Consider the following 15,734-nt stretch of genomic DNA (forward strand, 5'->3'; position numbering starts at 1 on the left):
CCCTGAGGGCCCTCTTCGCATCCAACCACGTACGGTCGGACGGCCGCTCATTACCCATGGGTTACCCAACCGGAGGCAAGCTATGACCGCCCCGCGCAAGGACCCGGGCCAGGGCTTCCACCACTTCGGGCTGGTAGTCGCGGCCGGTGCCCAGGCGCAGCCGCTCCAGGGCGTTGAGCGGGCCCCCAGGACCTTCTCCCCTCGCCATCTCGTCGTACGCGTTGGCAGCTCGCACGATACGGGCGGTGAGCGGCTGCTCGCGATAGGGGTCCGCCTGCCGCTCCACGACCACGGCGACGTCGCCGTTCACCCCCGTCTGACGCACGACGGCGCCCCCGAGCAGGGCGATGCGCCGCTGTTCCGCGTCCGGCAGGGCCGCGGTGGCGCCCGCGGGCACGGGGTCGATGAGGGAGAGCTGCCCGATGTCGTGCATCAGCGCCGCGTACTCCAGGACGGCGAGGTCCGGCGCGGAGAGACCCAGCTCACGCCCGACCGCCCTGCTGAGCGCGGCGACGCGGCGGGCATGCCCCTGGGGGGTGTACCCGGCGATCTCGGTGGACCGGGCGAGCGAGGTGATGGTCTGCCGGTAGGTGGTCCGCACGGCGGCGTACCGCCCGAACGACAGCTGGGTCAGGAGCAGCGGCAGGCTGAACACCGGAAGCGCCCAGAGCCCCGCGACGGCGACCGCGAGCGCCATGACGGCCCCCGTCGCGCACACGGCGGACCCGATGCCGAGCATGGCCCGCAGCTCGTCGCGCAGGAGCGGGCCGAACGGCCAGCGGGTACGGGCGTGCGCCATGGCCGCGGCGAGGACCGCGTCGCACAGGGCGGTCAGGACGAGCAGCGCGACGATGACGACGGCGAAGGCGGGCCCCTGCCCGGCCCACTCCTCCAACTTCCCCGCGTTGTAGAGCGGTTGGAAGCACGCGGCGGCGAAGCCGACCGTGAGCACGCGCCGCGCCACATGGTCGAGAGCGGGCCCCTTGCCGAGCGCCACACTCGGCACGGCCCCGACGAGCGCGGCGGCCACGACGACGGCGATCACCTGGCACACACCGTGGTGCGTGGGCCGTCCCCCGACCTCCCCGAGCAGCGCGTACGCCAGCGCGCCCGCGGCACCGAGCGGCGCGGGCTCCCGATCGCTTCCACCGGCGCCCCACCGGGCAAGCTCCCCCACCACCACGAGCCCCCCGAAGGCCAGCGCGACCCCGCCTTCGGCGACACCGCGCCAGAGGGTCCAGCAGAGGGCGAGCAGGGTGAGAATTCCGGCAGATCCGTAGACCAGTGCCGCCACCGCCGTGGGCAGACGTTCCGCGGGGCGAGCGGGGCCTCCCCTGCCCGGGCGAAGCCGAGAGCTCGGGGAAGGGTGGGCGCGACCGTCTGCGCCGGGTTCCGACAGAGCGGCGCTCATCGTGCTCCCGCCCCCGGGGCCGCGGGAACGCCGGGCTCCCCCCGGCGGGGCGAGGGCACGCCCCCCGCCGCGACGTCGGCAGTCACCTCGGGGTGCCACCCGTGCCGGCCCAGCGCCCGTCGCAGCGCGGCGACCATCACGGGGTCGAACTGCGACCCCGCGCACCGCGCCAACTCGGCCACGGCGGCATCGACAGGCCGCCCCCTCCGGTAGGACCTCGTGGACGTCATGGCGTCGAACGCGTCCGCGACGGCCACCACCCGCGCGAACTCCGGAATCTGCCGCCCCACGAGCCCGTACGGGTAGCCGCTCCCGTCGATCCGCTCGTGGTGGTGGAGGATCGCCGCCCGCGCCTCCCCGAGAAACCCGATCCCCCGCACCATCTCGTGCCCGTACTCGGGATGCAGCTCGATGACCCGCCTCTCCTCCGGGGTCAGCGGCCCGTCCTTGCGCAGCAGCCGGGTCGGTACGCCGAGTTTGCCGACGTCGTGGAGGATTCCGGCGAACCGCAGGCTCTCCACCCTCTCGTCCGCCATTCCCAGCTCCCGCGCGATCAGCACGGAGGCCCGTCCCACGCGCTCGCTGTGCCCGCGGGTGTAGCGGTCCTTGATGTCGACGGCCTGCACGAGCGCCCGGATCGTGGCCTGGTGGGCGGCCCGCTCGCGGTGGTACTGCGCGAAGACCCAGCAGGAGACGCCCATCGGGAGCAGCACGAGGAGCGCGGCGAGCGGCCCGTACGGACTGCGCCAGAGGACCGCCATCATCAGACCGGCGAGGCCGTGCACCGCGACCGGCGCGAACGACCGCAGGAAGAGCCCCCGCCAGGCGGTCCGCACCGGCACCCGTTCCGCGGTGGCCAGGATGCCGCCGTCCAGGGCGGTCAGTACGGCGGAGAAGGCGAGGACGGCTGCTCCGGCGGGCACGAGGGCGTACGGAAAATGGGGCGCGGCCACCGCCTCGTTCCCGCCGAGCGCTCCGTACACCCACGCCGAAGCCCAGGCGGCCAGGACCAGTTGGGCCGCTCGCCAGACCCTGCGCACCCACCGGGGACTCCGCTCGACGCGGGCGAGCAGCGCCCCCGGCACCGCGACGAGCGCGGCGGCGGCGGGCGGCAGCAGGAAGACGGCGGCGAGCAACACGGGGAAGAAGGTGCCGAGGCCGTTCGGGCCGCGGCGGCCGATGACCCGGCACCGCGATGCCTGCTCGCACCCCGCGTAGAGCGCGGCGAGGAGCCCGAGCGCGGCCCACGGCGTGCGCGAGGTCACCGCGGGCGCGGCGCAGGCGACCGCGGCCAGGGCGGCGCACAGGATGTAGGCGCGCGCCCACGGAGCGATGGACCGCATGGCACCGCCTCCTCCCCCATGACTCCCCGGTGGCCGCTCCCGGGGACCACGGTCCTCAGGAATCGCGTTCCAAGGTCCGGAGACTAGAACGGCCGCACCCCGCTCCGAGCCCCGCTCGCGGAAATTGGCACGTACGAGTGATGGAGGACAGAAAAAAGCAGGCCGTGACGGAGTCCCGTCACGGCCTGCTCAGACTCAACCGCCTCAACTGGCGAAAGTTCAGGCTTCCTTGGCCCGCAGGCCCTTGGCCGGCGCACTGCTCTCGGAGGCCACCGTCTCCACCGTCACGTCGTGCTCGGGCACGGCCTCGCCCGAGCGGATCAGGTCGATGCGTCCCATGACCTTGGAGCGCAGGTCGACCGGCACGTCGTCCTGACCGCAGCAGCGCTTCACCAGTTTCTTGACCGCCTGCTCGAGGCCGTACTTCTCCAGGCACGGAGAGCACTCCTCGAAGTGCGTCTCGAACTTGGTGCAGTCGCTGTCCGGCATCTCTCGGTCCAGGAACTCGTAGAGATGGTCCAGGACCTCACTGCAATCCGTCTCGTGCGGCTCTCCGCAGCTCATGAGCCTGAGCCTTTCGCTTCGTTCGACGACTCTGACGCAGCGCCGGCGGGGACGAGGCCGCGGTCACGGGCGTAGTCCTCGAGCATGCCGCGCAGTTGGCGACGGCCGCGGTGCAACCGGGACATCACCGTACCGATGGGTGTCCCCATAATGTCCGCGATCTCCTTGTACGCAAAGCCCTCTACATCGGCGAGGTAGACGGCGATGCGGAATTCCTCGGGGATCGCCTGCAGCGCGGACTTCACGTCCGAGTCCGGCAGGTGATCGAGCGCCTGCGACTCGGCCGAGCGCAGACCGGTGGACATGTGCGACTCGGCGCGTGCGAGCTGCCAGTCCTCGATCTCCTCGGCGGCGCTGCGCTGGGGCTCGCGCTGCTTCTTGCGGTACGAGTTGATGAACGTGTTGGTGAGGATGCGGTACAGCCACGCCTTGAGGTTGGTGCCCTCACGGAACTGGTGGAACGACGCGTACGCCTTGGCGTAGGTCTCCTGCACCAGGTCCTCCGCGTCCGCCGGATTGCGCGTCATGCGCAGCGCCGCCGAGTACATCTGGTCGAGGAAGCCCAGGGCGTCCCGCTCGAAGCGGGCCGTGCGCTCCGCCGATGTCTCAGCGCTTCCGTCGGGTCGCTCCGCCTGGCCGTGCTCGGCCCCTGCGTCGGTCCCAGTGACCGGACCCACCTCCTCCGAAGACGTGGTGAGACCGAAAGCAGTCCCACTCGAATCGGAGGATAGACGACGATCCGGTCCCGCCGCCGCTCGAATAGGGGCGGTCTTGGGCGCGCTCAGCACCGTCCACTCCAGGTCAGAGGCGCTGGAGCGGGGAAAAGAAGAGGCCGGGCTCTGCCCGTCCGCAGAAGGGCGGTGGTGGGAGACGGGCGGGCAGATGGTCGAACCCATGCGGCGGACTTCCTCTCGTACGAACAGCGTTCATCGTCTGTTCCGCACAACAGAGGTCACGCACCCAACATTCCCGCCCACTGGATGACGCCATCCGTGATGAGCGTCATGGCATCGCTCTCGGTGATGTCCGCGCGTTTCGGAATGGCGAAGCCATGATCGCCGTAGGGGATCTCCACCAGTTCGTACGTCCCGTCGGGGAACTCGGCGGGCTTCCCGAAGGGGTCGTTCCCGCCCTGCACGACGAGCGTGGGCACCCCGGAGCCGAGCAGCTCGTCCGCGCGCGACTTCTCCGGCTTGCCCGGCGGGTGCAGGGGGAAGCTGAGGGCCAGTACGGCGGCTGCGCCGAGCTCCGTGGCGGTACGGCAGGCGACGCGGGCCCCGGCGCTACGGCCGCCCGCGATCACCGGGAGGCCTGGCTTGGCGAGCGCGGGCCACAGGCCACGCCAGCCCGTGTCCAGCGTCTTCGGGGCGGGTGCCAGCTTCTTGCCCGCCACCCGCCAGGGCTGCTCCACGAGGGCGACGGTGACGCCGTGCGCGGGCAGGGCGGCGGCGATGGCCCGCAGGTCGCGGGCCTCGATACCGCCGCCTGCGCCGTGGCTCACGGCGAGCACCATGCGGGCCTTGTTCTTGGGGGCGGGGTGCCAGGTGATGCGCGCCTCACCGGCGTCCGTCTCGACGATCTCGCTCTTCACCATGTGCTGGGTCACATCAGAAGAGTGTGCCCTCCTCGGGCCCCTCAAGCTCCTTCAGCAGCTCAGGGCCGTTGTTGCGTACGTTGCTGACCGCCGTCGACACCGGGTAGGCCCGCATCAGGCCGTGCGGCGGCGGCTCCAGGAGCGTCCGCAGGTCCTCGGGGTCCGTGCGGGACGGGTCGAGCCAGGCGTCCCAGCGGTCCGGCGTCAGCATGAGGGGCATGCGCGGGTGGATGTCGGCCAGCGAGCGCGGGCCTTCCGCAGGTGCCTTCGCCAGGGGCGAGTTCTCCGCCTCCGTGGTGATCACCGTGCACGTCACCCACCAGGCGAGGGGGTGCTCGTCGGGGAGCGTCTTGTCGCGCCAGAACTCGTACAGGCCCGCCATCGCGAAGACCGAGCCGTCGGCGGGCGTCACGAAGTACGGCTGCTTGCGGGGGCGCTTCTTCTTGCCCTCGACCTCCAGATCCCGCTCGCCGGAGCCGGTGACCCACTCGTAGTAGCCGTCGGCCGGGATGACGCAGCGACGGGACGTGAAGGCCCGGCGGTACGAGGGCTTCTCGTGCACGGTCTCCGCGCGGGCGTTGATCATCCGGGCGCCGCCCTCGGGCGTCTTCGACCAGGACGGCACGAGACCCCACTTGAGCGTGCGCAGCTGGCGAACCGGGCGGCCCGTGACGGAGGAACTAGGAGAAACGGTTTCGGCGTCTTTCACCGGACGGTCCAGAACCGCGTAGACCTCCTTCGTGGGGGCCACGTTGAAATCGGGGGCGAGCGCCTCTTTTGGCTCCCACTTCTCGATCTCAAAGATTCCTGCGAGATCCTCGGGCCTACGACTCGATGCATACCGTCCGCACATACGTGCCAGACTGCCAGACCCCGTACACCCAGAGGAGCCGGTCCCGACCATGGCCAGAGCAATGGAAGCCACCGCGAACGCCAGCCTGACCGACCTCTGGGACCGCGTCTTCGGCACACAGGCCGCCCCCGACGAGTGGCTGGTGATCATCACCGGCCTCGTGGCGCTGGCTGTGGTCGTCCCGCACGGCGTCTGGCGGATAGCCCGCAACGCGATCACCATCGCGCACGAGGGCGGCCACGGCCTGGTCGCCCTGCTCACGGGGCGCCGCCTCGACGGCATCCGGCTGCACTCCGACACCAGTGGCCTCACCGTCTCGCGCGGCAAGCCCACCGGGCTCGGCATGATCCTCACGGCGGCCTCGGGCTACACCGCGCCGCCCCTGCTCGGCCTGGCGGGCGCCGCGCTCCTGGCCGCCGACCACATCACGGCGTTCCTGTGGATCGCGACGGCGCTGCTCCTCGTGATGCTCGTCATGATCCGGAACGCGTACGGCGCACTCACCATGGTCATCACCGGTGGCGCGTTCCTGCTCGTCTCCTGGCTGACCAGCTCGCAGGTGCAGGCGGCGTTCGCGTACGCGGTGGTGTGGTTCCTGCTCCTGGGAGGCGTGCGGCCCGCCTTCGAGCTGCAGTCCAAGCGCAGGCGCGGCGGCGCGGGCGACTCGGACGCAGACCAGCTGTCCCGGCTCACGCACGTTCCCGCGGGGATGTGGCTCTTCCTCTTCCACGCCGTCTCGCTGTGCTCGCTGATAGGCGGCGGTCGCTGGCTGCTCGACCTCTGAGCAGCGCCGACTGCACCATTACCGTGAGCCACTAAAGTGTGGGCATGACCGTAAACCCAGCGCACAGCACCCTCTGGCCAGCCCCGCACGCGAGCGGAGCCGTCGCCGCGACGGTCCATGTGCCCGGGTCCAAATCGGTCACCAACCGCGGCCTCGTCCTCGCCGCCCTCGCCGCCGAGCCCGGCTGGCTGCGCCGCCCGCTGCGCTCCCGCGACACCCTGCTGATGGCGGGTGCCCTGCGCGCCCTCGGCGTCGGCATCGAGGAAGGCGTGGGCCCGGACGGCTCCGGTGAGGCCTGGCGGATCATCCCCTCCCGGCTGTACGGCCCCGCCACCGTCGACGTGGGCAACGCGGGCACGGTCATGCGCTTCCTGCCCCCGGTCGCCGCCCTCGCCGACGGAGCGATCCGCTTCGACGGCGACCCCCGTTCCTACGAGCGTCCGCTGCACGGCGTGATCGACGCCCTGCGCGCCCTCGGCGCCCGCATCGACGACGACAGCCGAGGCGCTCTGCCGCTGACCGTGCACGGCAGCGGCGCCCTCGACGGTGGCCCGGTCGAGATCGACGCCTCATCGTCCTCCCAGTTCGTGAGCGCCCTGCTGCTCTCGGGCCCCCGCTTCAACCAGGGTGTCGAGGTACGTCACACCGGCTCCGCCCTGCCCTCCATGCCGCACATCCGGATGACCGTCGACATGCTCCGCGCGGCCGGCGTCCAGGTGGACACCCCGGAGTCGGGCGGCGAGCCGAACGTGTGGCGGGTCACCCCCGGCGCCCTGCTCGGCCGCGACCTGACCGTCGAGCCCGACCTCTCCAACGCTCAGCCGTTCCTGGCCGCCGCGCTGGTCACCGGCGGTCAGGTGACCATCCCTGACTGGCCCGCGCACACCACGCAGCCCGGCGACGAGCTGCGGCGGATCTTCACCGAGATGGGCGGTTCCTGCGAACTGACCCCGCAGGGGCTCACGTTCACCGGCTCCGGCTCCGTCCACGGCATCGACGTGGACCTGAGCGAGGTCGGCGAGCTGACCCCGGGCATCGCGGCCGTCGCGGCCCTGGCCGACTCCCCCTCGACCCTGCGCGGCGTCGCCCACCTGCGGCTGCACGAGACGGACCGCCTCGCGGCCCTCACCAAGGAGATCAACGCACTCGGCGGCGACGTCACCGAGACCTCCGACGGCCTGCACATCCGTCCGCGCCGCCTGCACGGCGGGATCTTCCACACCTACGACGACCACCGCATGGCCACCGCCGGCGCCATCATCGGCCTCGTGGTGGAGGACGTACAGATCGAGAATGTCGCGACGACGGCGAAGACGCTGCCCGACTTCCCCGCCCTCTGGACCGGAATGCTCGGGAACTGACGGGCGGATCCAGAACATGCGCCGCTACGGAAAGAACCCCGACGAGGACGACATCCGCGTCCGCCCCAACCGCAAGGGCAACCGCCCGCGCACCCACATCAGGCCCAAGCACGAGGACGCGTCCGACGGCATGGTCCTCACCGTCGACCGGGGCCGCCTCACGGTGCTGGTCGACGACCGGATCGTCCTGGCCATGAAGGCCCGCGAACTGGGCCGCAAGGCCGCCGTGGTGGGCGACCAGGTCTCACTCGTCGGTGATCTCTCCGGCAAGAAGGACACCCTCGCGCGCATCGTGCGCATCGCGCCGCGCACGTCCGTCCTGCGGCGCACGGCCGACGACGACGACCCGTACGAGCGGGTGGTCGTCGCCAACGCCGACCAGCTCGCCATCGTGACCGCCCTCGCCGATCCGGAGCCCCGCACGCGCCTGATCGACCGCTGCATCGTGGCGGCGTACGACGGCGGTCTCACGCCGCTCCTCGTCCTGACCAAGTCCGACCTGGCGTCCGCCGACAAGATCCTGGAGACGTACTCCACGCTCGACATGCCCTATGTCGTCACCAGCCGCGAGGAGTTCACCGACGGCGCGGAGCTCGCCCGGGTGCACGAGGTGCTCGACGGCAAGATCACCGCGTTCGTCGGCCACTCCGGAGTGGGCAAGACGACGCTGGTCAACGCGCTGGTCCCGGAGGATCGTCGGCGCAGCACCGGGCACGTCAACGCCGTCACGGGCCGCGGCAGGCACACCACCACGTCGGCGCTCGCGCTCCCCCTTGCGGGCTCACAGGGCGGCTGGGTGGTCGACACGCCCGGCGTACGGTCCTTCGGCCTGCACCACGTCGACCCGTCCCGCGTCATCCTCGCCTTCCCCGACCTGGTGCCCGGCACGGAGGACTGTCCGCGCGCGTGCAGTCACGACGAGCCGGACTGCGCGCTCGACGCGTGGGTGGCGGAGGGGCACGCGGACCCCGCGCGCCTCTACTCACTGCGCAGGCTGCTCGCGACCCGTGAGCGACGCGAGGGCGACTGACCCCGCCGTTGTGTGCGCCCCGAGCGCCGCGGCAAGGGCATAATCGCACCAAGCCTGATTCAAGCCAGACGAAGCGGTCACCGAACGTACAGATGCGGGAGGCAGATACATGGCGTGGCTGCTGGTCATCGTCGCGGGGTTCCTGGAGACCGGGTTCGCGGTCTGCCTCAAGCTCTCGCACGGCTTCACCCGGCTCTGGCCGACGATCACTTTCGCCGCCTTCGCGCTCGGCAGCTTCGGTCTGCTCACGCTCGCGCTGCGCAAGCTCGACGTGGGACCGGCGTACGCCGTCTGGACGGGTATCGGCGCCGCAGGGACCGCGATCTACGGAATGATCTTCCTCGGCGACGTGGTCTCCACGCTCAAGCTCGTGTCGATCTCGCTGGTGATCGTCGGCGTCATCGGCCTGCAGCTCTCGGGCTCCGCCCAGTAGCCGCACGTCTCGTCAGGCGTTGATCCAGCGCCCGAGCACCCCGCGCACCAGCTCCACCGGATCCTCGCCCGCGGGTGAGGGCGCGACGACGTACGACAACGCCATCCGCACGGCGCTCTCGCAGGCCATGGCCAGCTCTTCCGTGTCCTTGGGGCGTGCTCTGCCGTCCAGCGCGTTCACCGCCTTGTCCCGGACGAGGACGAGCAGTTCGGCGGGCGAGGGGACACCCGCGTCCGCGCGCCTCTGCGCCGGTACGGGCGAGGCCGAGACCCCGGGCCTGCTCGGCGCGGGCAGGCGTTCGCCCCAGCAGCCGGTGAGCATGGCCCGGGTGAGTGCGTTCCCGCGCGCGGTGGCGATCGTCCACGCGCTCACGGCGGCGAGCCGGTCCACCGGGCCGCCCTCCACGCCCAACGCCCGCTCCACGCCGTGCAGATAGGCGTCGGTCTCCCGCCGGAGCAGGGCGCGCGCGAGGCCGTCCTTGCTGCCGAACTCGTTGTAGAGGGTCTGCCGGGACACTCCGGCGGCGGCCGCGACATCGACCATGCGGACTGCCGGCCACGGTCGGCGGGCGAGCGCCGTACCAGCCGCGTCAAGTAGGGATTCCCGTGCTGCAGGCATCGTCGCCTCCCGGAGCCGAAGCGGCCCTGCGGCCAGAGTTGACGGGCTCGGAGGCGGTGTCAATAGCCTCGGCGCGACCTGGCACCGGATACGTCAGGTCCCGGAACAGCCCGGACATACGGCGCTGTGGCTCAGGTACAACGAGATCGATACTGTTCACTCATGCCCGACTACCACGATGATCTGCGTCTTGCCCATGTCCTCGCGGACGCCGCCGACGCCGCGACGATGGACCGGTTCAAGGCTCTCGACCTCAAGGTCGAGACCAAGCCGGACATGACGCCGGTGAGCGAGGCGGACAAAACGGCCGAGGAGCTGATCCGGTCGAACCTGAAGCGGGGGCGGCCGCGCGACGCGATCCTCGGCGAGGAGTTCGGCGTCGAGGGCACGGGCCCCCGCCGCTGGGTGATCGACCCGATCGACGGCACCAAGAACTACGTACGCGGGGTGCCGGTCTGGGCCACGCTGATTTCCCTGATGGAGGCGGGCGAGGGCGGCTTCCAGCCGGTGGTGGGTGTCGTGTCGGCGCCCGCGCTCGGCCGGCGCTGGTGGGCGGCGAAGGGTGCGGGGGCGTTCACCGGACGCAGCCTGACCTCCGCGACCCGGCTCAAGGCGTCCAAGGTCTCGCGGCTCCAGGACGCGTCCTTCGCGTACTCCTCGCTCTCGGGCTGGGAGGAGCAGGGCCGCCTCGACGGGTTCATGGACCTCACGCGCGCCGTCTGGCGTACGCGTGGATACGGCGACTTCTGGCCGTACATGATGGTCGCCGAGGGCTCCATCGACATCTGCGCGGAACCCGAGCTCTCGCTGTGGGACATGGCGGCGACCGCGATCATCGTGACCGAGGCGGGCGGCACCTTCACCGGCCTCGACGGCGCCCCGGGCCCGCACAGCGGCAACGCGGCGGCGTCGAACGGCCTGCTCCACGACGAGCTGCTCGGCTATCTCAACCAGCGCTACTGAAGCGACTTACTTCCTGACCTGCGCGTTTCCCCCATTCTCAACCCCCCTGGGCCGTCGTGGGGCCGTCATCGGTCTTGGGGTCGTCCTCAAAGGCGCGGTTCACCGCCTCCCGCGTGCGCTTCTCACTGCTCGGCATCAGGTGCGTGTACGTCCGCAGTGTGAAGCCGGGATCATGGTGCCCCAGGTACTCCGACAACGCCTTGATGCTCTCTCCCGCATCCAACAGAACGGACGCGTAGAAGTGCCTCAGCGCGTGCATGCCGTTCTCCCTGCCGCGCGGGATACCCGTCTTGTCGAGAGCGGGCCGCCACGCCTTGAGGTTGAAGGTGAAGCGATTCACCGCGCGCCCCTCGGCATTGGGAAAGAGCAGGGGCGTCGTGACCGGTGAGCCGTCGACCGACCGCCACGGCAGCGTCACCGCCAAGGGCGGATGCTGCGCGATGTGAGCCTCAAGCGCGCGAGCGACGCTCTCCGGCAGGGGGACCGTACGCGCCTTGCCGCCCTTGGGAAGCGCGAACACCTGCTTCGCGGCAATGAGCTTGACTTGGCGGACGATGTGAACGACTCCTTCCGCAAAGTCCACATCGTCGACGGCCAGGCCGAGCACTTCGCCCTGCCGCATACCGCACCCGCCCGCCACGTCCACCATGGCCCGATACCGCTCCGGTAGTGCCGAGCGCACGGCGAGGACTCGCTCAGGCCTCCACGGCGCAATCCGACGAGGTTCAGGTTTGGGCGCCTTCACGGACGACGAACGGCACGGGTTGTGCGGGATGAGGCGATCGTCGACGGCGGCCGCCAACATCGCGTTGAGGTTCGCGAAGATGACCCGCTGATAGGCGGGGGCCAATCCCGCGTCTTCGAGCTTCCGCAGCCACTCACGGACGTGAATCGGCCTCAGCGAGTCGAGCGAGCAGCCGCCCAGATACGGCAGGACATGCAAGCGAACACGCATCTCGGTGCCCACGAAGGTGCCGGGGTCCATCGTGAGGGACGCCAACCAGCGTTCAGCGTGCTGCCGCACGGTGAGGCGACCAGCCCGAGGGTCGATGTACTGCCCGCGCGTCATGTCCGCGTCGATCTGGGCCAGCCACTTCTCAGCGAGTCGCTTCTGTCCATCGGGGAAGCTCTTGGACTTCTCAGTGCCGTCAGGGCCGATGTACCGGGCGCGGTAGCGCATGCCGGTTCCGTGGCGGTCGGTTTTGACGCGGATGGTCTTGCCGTCAGCGTTGATCTCGGTCTTGAACCAGCGGTCTTGGATGTGGCCTGCCATGTGGCGGTGGTCCTCTCGATACGCAGCAGGGGGAGCCGCTGGGTAGCGGCTCCCCCTGCTGTCTGTGGTGGGTGTTGTGCTAGGCGGCGTCTTGGTCGGCGCTCTTGCGCTGGGTGATGTAGGCCCCCACGTCGGCGGGGTCGTAGCGGATGTACTTGCCGATGCGGAAGCCGGGTGGACCGGTGCGCTTCTTGCGCCACTGGTAGACGGTCTCCTTGGGCACCTCGAACATCTCCGCGATGTCGTCGGGGGTGAGGTACCGGTCGGGGAGGCCGCCCCGGAGGGTGGCGCGGGGGTCTGGTCTGGCGGGGGCGGGTGCGCTCACGGGAGTCTCCGTACTGGTGGCAGGGCCGCATTCCGCTGACAGAACTGACAGAACCTAGCCGTTAAGCCGCTGAACTGCAGTTTTGATGGGTTCTGGATCTTTGACAGAACTGAATTAAAACCTGACAGAACCTCGCCGGGGGAGGTTCTGTCACAGGACACCCGGCGACGGGGTCGGGAGTTCTGTCGAGTTTTAATTCAGTTCTGTCAGAACCGCGATCATGGTCGTTTATGCAGGTCAACGGCTTGCGTGGGGGGTTGTGTCAGTTCTGTCAGTGGTCTGGGGGTTGTGTCAGGCTCCGCGTGCGATGCGCGGGTGGCTCTCGTAGCGGGGCGAGGGCGGTCGGCCGCCGCGACCGGTGCGCGGGGGCGGTGGCTGCTGGCGGATCCAGCCGTGTTCTTCGAGCAGGGTCAGGGCGGGGTCCAGGTCGCCGATGGCGGGGAACTCTGCCCGGCGCAGCATCCGGAACAGCTCCCGCTTGGTGAACTGTGCGGGGTTGCTGGAGACGAGCTGCGCGAGGACGGTCACGGCGGATTCGTGGGCGGGGTCGGCGCTCATGACGCTGAACACGTCCAGGGCGTGCGCGGTGAAGTAGACGCCCAGTTCGGTGGCGGCGGCCATGGTGGACGCCTCGATGGGCTTGTGCCACCCGTCCTCGGGGTGAGCGGCCAGGTGCAGGAGTCCGGCGATGCGGGCCACGGCGCCGTCTCGCTTGGACGCCCATTTCACGATCGGTGCGAAACTCCCGTCCGGACCGAGCCGGGACTCGGTGACCTTCTGGAAGGCCAGCAGGACCGCGTCTGCTTCCGGGGTGAGCTGGATGAGGGCGGGGTCGGTCCAGTCCGCCAAGGCGAGCGTCAGGCCCGCGAGGTGCTTGGCGTAGGTGGCGGCCACCTGCTCGTCCAGGAGGGCGGGGGTCAGGTTGCGGGAGCCGACCAGGGACAGGGGCTTGGAGTAGAGGAAGCGGGCGAGGAGCCCGCGTCCGTCTGCTCCGTCGATGCGACTGAGCGCGTCCAGGACTTCCGGCTGCACGGCCAGACCGATGGTGACCGCCGGGGAGTCGACGTGCTGGGCACTGCGGCCTTGGCGGTTGACCCGGAGCATGTCCCCTGCGTGGCCCTTGAGGAACATCCCCATGTTGGGCTTGCCCGTGTAACGCCCGGCGATGATGTCGAACAGTTCCCCCTCGGCGCTCAGACAGGAGATGCGCCCGCCCTGCTCGTCCAGGAGCGTGCCGACGTTTTCCGGCGTCACGTCGTCCGCGACGAGCTGCGGTTCGGCGGGAACCCTCATGGTGTCCGCGTCCTGGGCCAGTTGGACGGCTTCGGCGGTCAAGGTGTCGCGGTGTTCGGGCTCCGCACTGGCTGCCTTGCCTGCGGCCTTCTCGGCTGCGGACTTGGCCAGCCTCGCCAGGGTCTCCGCCTCCGCCCTCACCGGTCCGGAGAGTTCGATCAGGGCCTTCTCCGCATCGAGCAGCGGCTGAACCATCAGGTCGAACACGGCAGACTTGCGGTTGCCGGGGGGCAGGGCGATGGCGGTGTAGATGTTCACGGGCTCACGCCAGTGGCCGCGTACGCACACCTTGACCCGCCCGCCAGCAGCGGTGGCCAGGACCGCCAGGGCCAGGCATCCGGCAAGGTCCGCCGGGGTCTGGGTCTCCTCGGCCACACCACGCACCATGCTGCCCAACCAGGCGGGCAGGGCCTCCACGGGGAAGTCCGGGAGCGGCGGACGGGCCTTCAGGGGTACGGGTTCGTCCCAGGCGGGGCCGGTGATCTGCTCGGGTTCGATGTGCTCGAACCCTTCCCACAGATCCGCGTTGGCGTCGTTGGTCGTCATGCGGCGGCCCTGCCTTCCGGGGTGTCGTTCAACAGCGGGCATGCGGTGCGGTGTTCGCCATGAGCGGCGACCAGTTGCAGGACGGCGGCGCGGCCGATGGCGTGGCGCTCATAGCCGCAGGTGCACCAGGAGCGGGCGGAGGGGGTCACGCCCCAGGACGGCGGCGCGACTATGTCGAGCCAGGCCGCAGGGCGGCGCCCGTCATCCCAGCGCGGGTCAGGACGAACAGCAATGGGGACGCCTTCGGCGACGCCCGTCGACTCGCCCACGGCAGGACCGTCCACAGGCTGTGCAGCGTCCTGCGGGCCGTCCGGGGTGGTGGTGATGCTCTTCAGGGAGGGGCGGCGAGGGGTGCTCATGCCGCATCCCGGCGGCGCTGGTTGTGGGCGATGGACCAGTTCAGTGCGCTGCGCAGGGTGGCGCGGCACTGGGACGACGGCAGTCCCGCCGCCCCGCCCGCCTCCTGAAGAGCGTCCTCGACCGTCGATCGGGGGAGGTCGCCCCACGCGATGAACCGCCCCAGGGCTCGCGCTGCCGTGAACAACTTCGCCTCACGCTCGCCTGGTTGAGCGCCAGAGACGTTGCGGACTTCATTGACGAGCGCGATGTCAGCGTATCGACGGGATTGCGCCGTTACCGCCACTGAGGGGGCCTGTGACGGCTTGGGGGCGGGCTTAAGGATGCTCAACAGCCACGCGGGCAGTGGAGCCGCTACAGGGGCTCCTACGGCTTCATAGTCTCCGGCAGGGGTGATGCTGCCCGCCGCGACGACGTATCCACCCCATGCCCGGGTGTCGACCAACGGGGCGATCGTGCCTGCCGTGTTGGTCAGCCGCACACCGGGCGGAGCAGCGAAGTACAGGTGCTGTCCACCGCTCGCGGTCCGCGTCCGGCACGTGTCAGGGACGCTGTGACCGGTGCGCTCGCAGAGCGCCTTGAAGGTCGTCACGCCGCAAGGCGTGTCCCCATTGCTGTTGTCCTTGGGCATGTCGAGATCGACGACCAGGAGCCCGGACGGGCCGGTGGCGATGCCGACGTTGAAGACGCCGTGCGACCAGGTGGCGCGGATGCGGCTCGCGTCGGTGGTGGCGCGCTGCTCCCACTTGCGGTGACCGCTCGCGCAGACTCCAGCGCGGGGGCAGGCAGCTTCGCCGTGCAGGGCGGGGCGCTTGGTCCCGGGGCGAAGCGGGAAGACGTGCCAGCCGCGAGCGGCGGCATCCAGGGCGGCTGTTAACAGGCCCTCTCGCCGGTTGGCGGTCGGTTGCGTCATGCTGGGTTCCTCCACAGTTCTGGTTGGGACTGGAGACAAGGGCGGCCCTGGACTTTGGCGAGACGGGGGCCGC

17 protein-coding genes are annotated in these 15,734 nt (G+C 70.4%); 5 read left to right on the plus strand and 12 right to left on the minus strand.

The window, feature by feature from the left end; genetic code table 11:
- Positions 1–61: 61 nt before the first annotated feature.
- The 6 genes from ACZ5CR_RS12780 to ACZ5CR_RS12805 form a co-directional block, all read right to left on the minus strand.
- Positions 62–1,294 carry an HD-GYP domain-containing protein gene (locus tag ACZ5CR_RS12780; RefSeq protein ID WP_468856649.1) on the minus strand — a complete coding sequence of 411 codons (1,233 nt, stop codon included), beginning with the start codon at positions 1,292–1,294 and terminating at the stop codon, positions 62–64.
- Between the two features lie 113 nt (positions 1,295–1,407).
- The gene (locus tag ACZ5CR_RS12785; protein WP_468856651.1) at positions 1,408–2,754 is read right to left on the minus strand and encodes an HD-GYP domain-containing protein; all 1,347 of its coding nucleotides are present in this window, start codon (positions 2,752–2,754) and stop codon (positions 1,408–1,410) included.
- A gap of 219 nt (positions 2,755–2,973) precedes the next feature.
- Positions 2,974–3,318 carry a mycothiol system anti-sigma-R factor gene (gene rsrA / locus ACZ5CR_RS12790; protein ID WP_468856652.1) on the minus strand — a complete coding sequence of 115 codons (345 nt, stop codon included), beginning with the start codon at positions 3,316–3,318 and terminating at the stop codon, positions 2,974–2,976.
- Entirely contained in the window at positions 3,315–3,995 is a 681-nt protein-coding gene (locus tag ACZ5CR_RS12795; RefSeq protein WP_453531782.1) for a sigma-70 family RNA polymerase sigma factor, read from the minus strand. Before ACZ5CR_RS12795 ends, rsrA begins: the two co-directional genes overlap by 4 nt.
- 275 nt (positions 3,996–4,270) lie before the next feature.
- Positions 4,271–4,912 carry an alpha/beta hydrolase family protein gene (locus tag ACZ5CR_RS12800; RefSeq protein WP_468856918.1) on the minus strand — a complete coding sequence of 214 codons (642 nt, stop codon included), beginning with the start codon at positions 4,910–4,912 and terminating at the stop codon, positions 4,271–4,273.
- Positions 4,913–4,925: 13 nt separating this feature from the next.
- On the minus strand, positions 4,926–5,765 hold the full coding sequence (locus ACZ5CR_RS12805) for an SOS response-associated peptidase (RefSeq protein WP_468856656.1): 840 nt from the start codon (positions 5,763–5,765) through the stop codon (positions 4,926–4,928).
- Between the two features lie 61 nt (positions 5,766–5,826).
- Here ACZ5CR_RS12805 and ACZ5CR_RS12810 point away from each other — a divergent pair, with 61 nt between their 5' ends.
- From ACZ5CR_RS12810 to ACZ5CR_RS12825, 4 genes are all read left to right on the plus strand, one after another.
- Positions 5,827–6,549 (plus strand): M50 family metallopeptidase, encoded by a 723-nt coding sequence (locus ACZ5CR_RS12810; protein ID WP_468856920.1) that lies wholly within the window; start codon positions 5,827–5,829, stop codon positions 6,547–6,549.
- Positions 6,550–6,593: 44 nt separating this feature from the next.
- On the plus strand, positions 6,594–7,910 hold the full coding sequence (gene aroA, locus ACZ5CR_RS12815; RefSeq protein ID WP_468856659.1) for a 3-phosphoshikimate 1-carboxyvinyltransferase: 1,317 nt from the start codon (positions 6,594–6,596) through the stop codon (positions 7,908–7,910).
- A gap of 16 nt (positions 7,911–7,926) precedes the next feature.
- A complete protein-coding gene (gene rsgA / locus ACZ5CR_RS12820) occupies positions 7,927–8,940 on the plus strand; it encodes a ribosome small subunit-dependent GTPase A (protein ID WP_468856661.1) in 1,014 nt (337 codons plus the stop codon).
- A 109-nt stretch (positions 8,941–9,049) separates the two neighbouring features.
- The gene (locus tag ACZ5CR_RS12825; protein ID WP_383273912.1) at positions 9,050–9,373 is read left to right on the plus strand and encodes a DMT family transporter; all 324 of its coding nucleotides are present in this window, start codon (positions 9,050–9,052) and stop codon (positions 9,371–9,373) included.
- A gap of 12 nt (positions 9,374–9,385) precedes the next feature.
- On the opposite strand, the gene ACZ5CR_RS12830 is transcribed toward ACZ5CR_RS12825, so the two are convergent.
- Positions 9,386–9,991 (minus strand): TetR/AcrR family transcriptional regulator, encoded by a 606-nt coding sequence (locus ACZ5CR_RS12830; protein WP_468856664.1) that lies wholly within the window; start codon positions 9,989–9,991, stop codon positions 9,386–9,388.
- 162 nt (positions 9,992–10,153) lie between these two features.
- Here ACZ5CR_RS12830 and hisN point away from each other — a divergent pair, with 162 nt between their 5' ends.
- A complete protein-coding gene (gene hisN / locus ACZ5CR_RS12835; RefSeq protein WP_468856667.1) occupies positions 10,154–10,954 on the plus strand; it encodes a histidinol-phosphatase in 801 nt (266 codons plus the stop codon).
- 37 nt (positions 10,955–10,991) lie between these two features.
- Here hisN and ACZ5CR_RS12840 read toward each other — a convergent pair whose 3' ends face one another.
- From ACZ5CR_RS12840 to ACZ5CR_RS12860, 5 genes are all read right to left on the minus strand, one after another.
- Entirely contained in the window at positions 10,992–12,227 is a 1,236-nt protein-coding gene (locus tag ACZ5CR_RS12840; RefSeq protein WP_468856669.1) for a tyrosine-type recombinase/integrase, read from the minus strand.
- Between the two features lie 79 nt (positions 12,228–12,306).
- Entirely contained in the window at positions 12,307–12,552 is a 246-nt protein-coding gene (locus ACZ5CR_RS12845) for a helix-turn-helix domain-containing protein (RefSeq protein ID WP_468856672.1), read from the minus strand.
- A 291-nt stretch (positions 12,553–12,843) separates the two neighbouring features.
- Positions 12,844–14,391 (minus strand): YfjI family protein, encoded by a 1,548-nt coding sequence (locus ACZ5CR_RS12850; RefSeq protein ID WP_468856674.1) that lies wholly within the window; start codon positions 14,389–14,391, stop codon positions 12,844–12,846.
- Positions 14,388–14,750, minus strand: a complete 363-nt coding sequence (locus ACZ5CR_RS12855; protein ID WP_468856676.1) for a hypothetical protein — start codon at positions 14,748–14,750, stop codon at positions 14,388–14,390. The genes ACZ5CR_RS12850 and ACZ5CR_RS12855 overlap by 4 nt, the downstream gene beginning before the upstream one ends.
- A complete protein-coding gene (locus ACZ5CR_RS12860; protein WP_468856679.1) occupies positions 14,747–15,661 on the minus strand; it encodes a bifunctional DNA primase/polymerase in 915 nt (304 codons plus the stop codon). The genes ACZ5CR_RS12855 and ACZ5CR_RS12860 overlap by 4 nt, the downstream gene beginning before the upstream one ends.
- Positions 15,662–15,734: the final 73 nt, after the last annotated feature.

The sequence above is a fragment of the Streptomyces sp. NPDC031274 genome, from assembly GCF_055570235.1.

Bases quoted from the DNA above. Each gene is read 5' to 3' on its own strand.
- ACZ5CR_RS12785 (WP_468856651.1), bottom strand. From the start codon at position 2,754: ATGCGGTCCATCGCTCCGTGGGCGCGCGCCTACATCCTGTGCGCCGCC.
- rsrA (WP_468856652.1), bottom strand. From the start codon at position 3,318: ATGAGCTGCGGAGAGCCGCACGAGACGGATTGCAGTGAGGTCCTGGAC.
- ACZ5CR_RS12800 (WP_468856918.1), bottom strand. From the start codon at position 4,912: ATGGTGAAGAGCGAGATCGTCGAGACGGACGCCGGTGAGGCGCGCATC.
- ACZ5CR_RS12805 (WP_468856656.1), bottom strand. From the start codon at position 5,765: ATGTGCGGACGGTATGCATCGAGTCGTAGGCCCGAGGATCTCGCAGGA.
- ACZ5CR_RS12810 (WP_468856920.1), top strand. From the start codon at position 5,827: ATGGAAGCCACCGCGAACGCCAGCCTGACCGACCTCTGGGACCGCGTC.
- aroA (WP_468856659.1), top strand. From the start codon at position 6,594: ATGACCGTAAACCCAGCGCACAGCACCCTCTGGCCAGCCCCGCACGCG.
- rsgA (WP_468856661.1), top strand. From the start codon at position 7,927: ATGCGCCGCTACGGAAAGAACCCCGACGAGGACGACATCCGCGTCCGC.
- ACZ5CR_RS12825 (WP_383273912.1), top strand. From the start codon at position 9,050: ATGGCGTGGCTGCTGGTCATCGTCGCGGGGTTCCTGGAGACCGGGTTC.
- ACZ5CR_RS12830 (WP_468856664.1), bottom strand. From the start codon at position 9,991: ATGCCTGCAGCACGGGAATCCCTACTTGACGCGGCTGGTACGGCGCTC.
- hisN (WP_468856667.1), top strand. From the start codon at position 10,154: ATGCCCGACTACCACGATGATCTGCGTCTTGCCCATGTCCTCGCGGAC.
- ACZ5CR_RS12840 (WP_468856669.1), bottom strand. From the start codon at position 12,227: ATGGCAGGCCACATCCAAGACCGCTGGTTCAAGACCGAGATCAACGCT.
- ACZ5CR_RS12850 (WP_468856674.1), bottom strand. From the start codon at position 14,391: ATGACGACCAACGACGCCAACGCGGATCTGTGGGAAGGGTTCGAGCAC.
- ACZ5CR_RS12855 (WP_468856676.1), bottom strand. From the start codon at position 14,750: ATGAGCACCCCTCGCCGCCCCTCCCTGAAGAGCATCACCACCACCCCG.
- ACZ5CR_RS12860 (WP_468856679.1), bottom strand. From the start codon at position 15,661: ATGACGCAACCGACCGCCAACCGGCGAGAGGGCCTGTTAACAGCCGCC.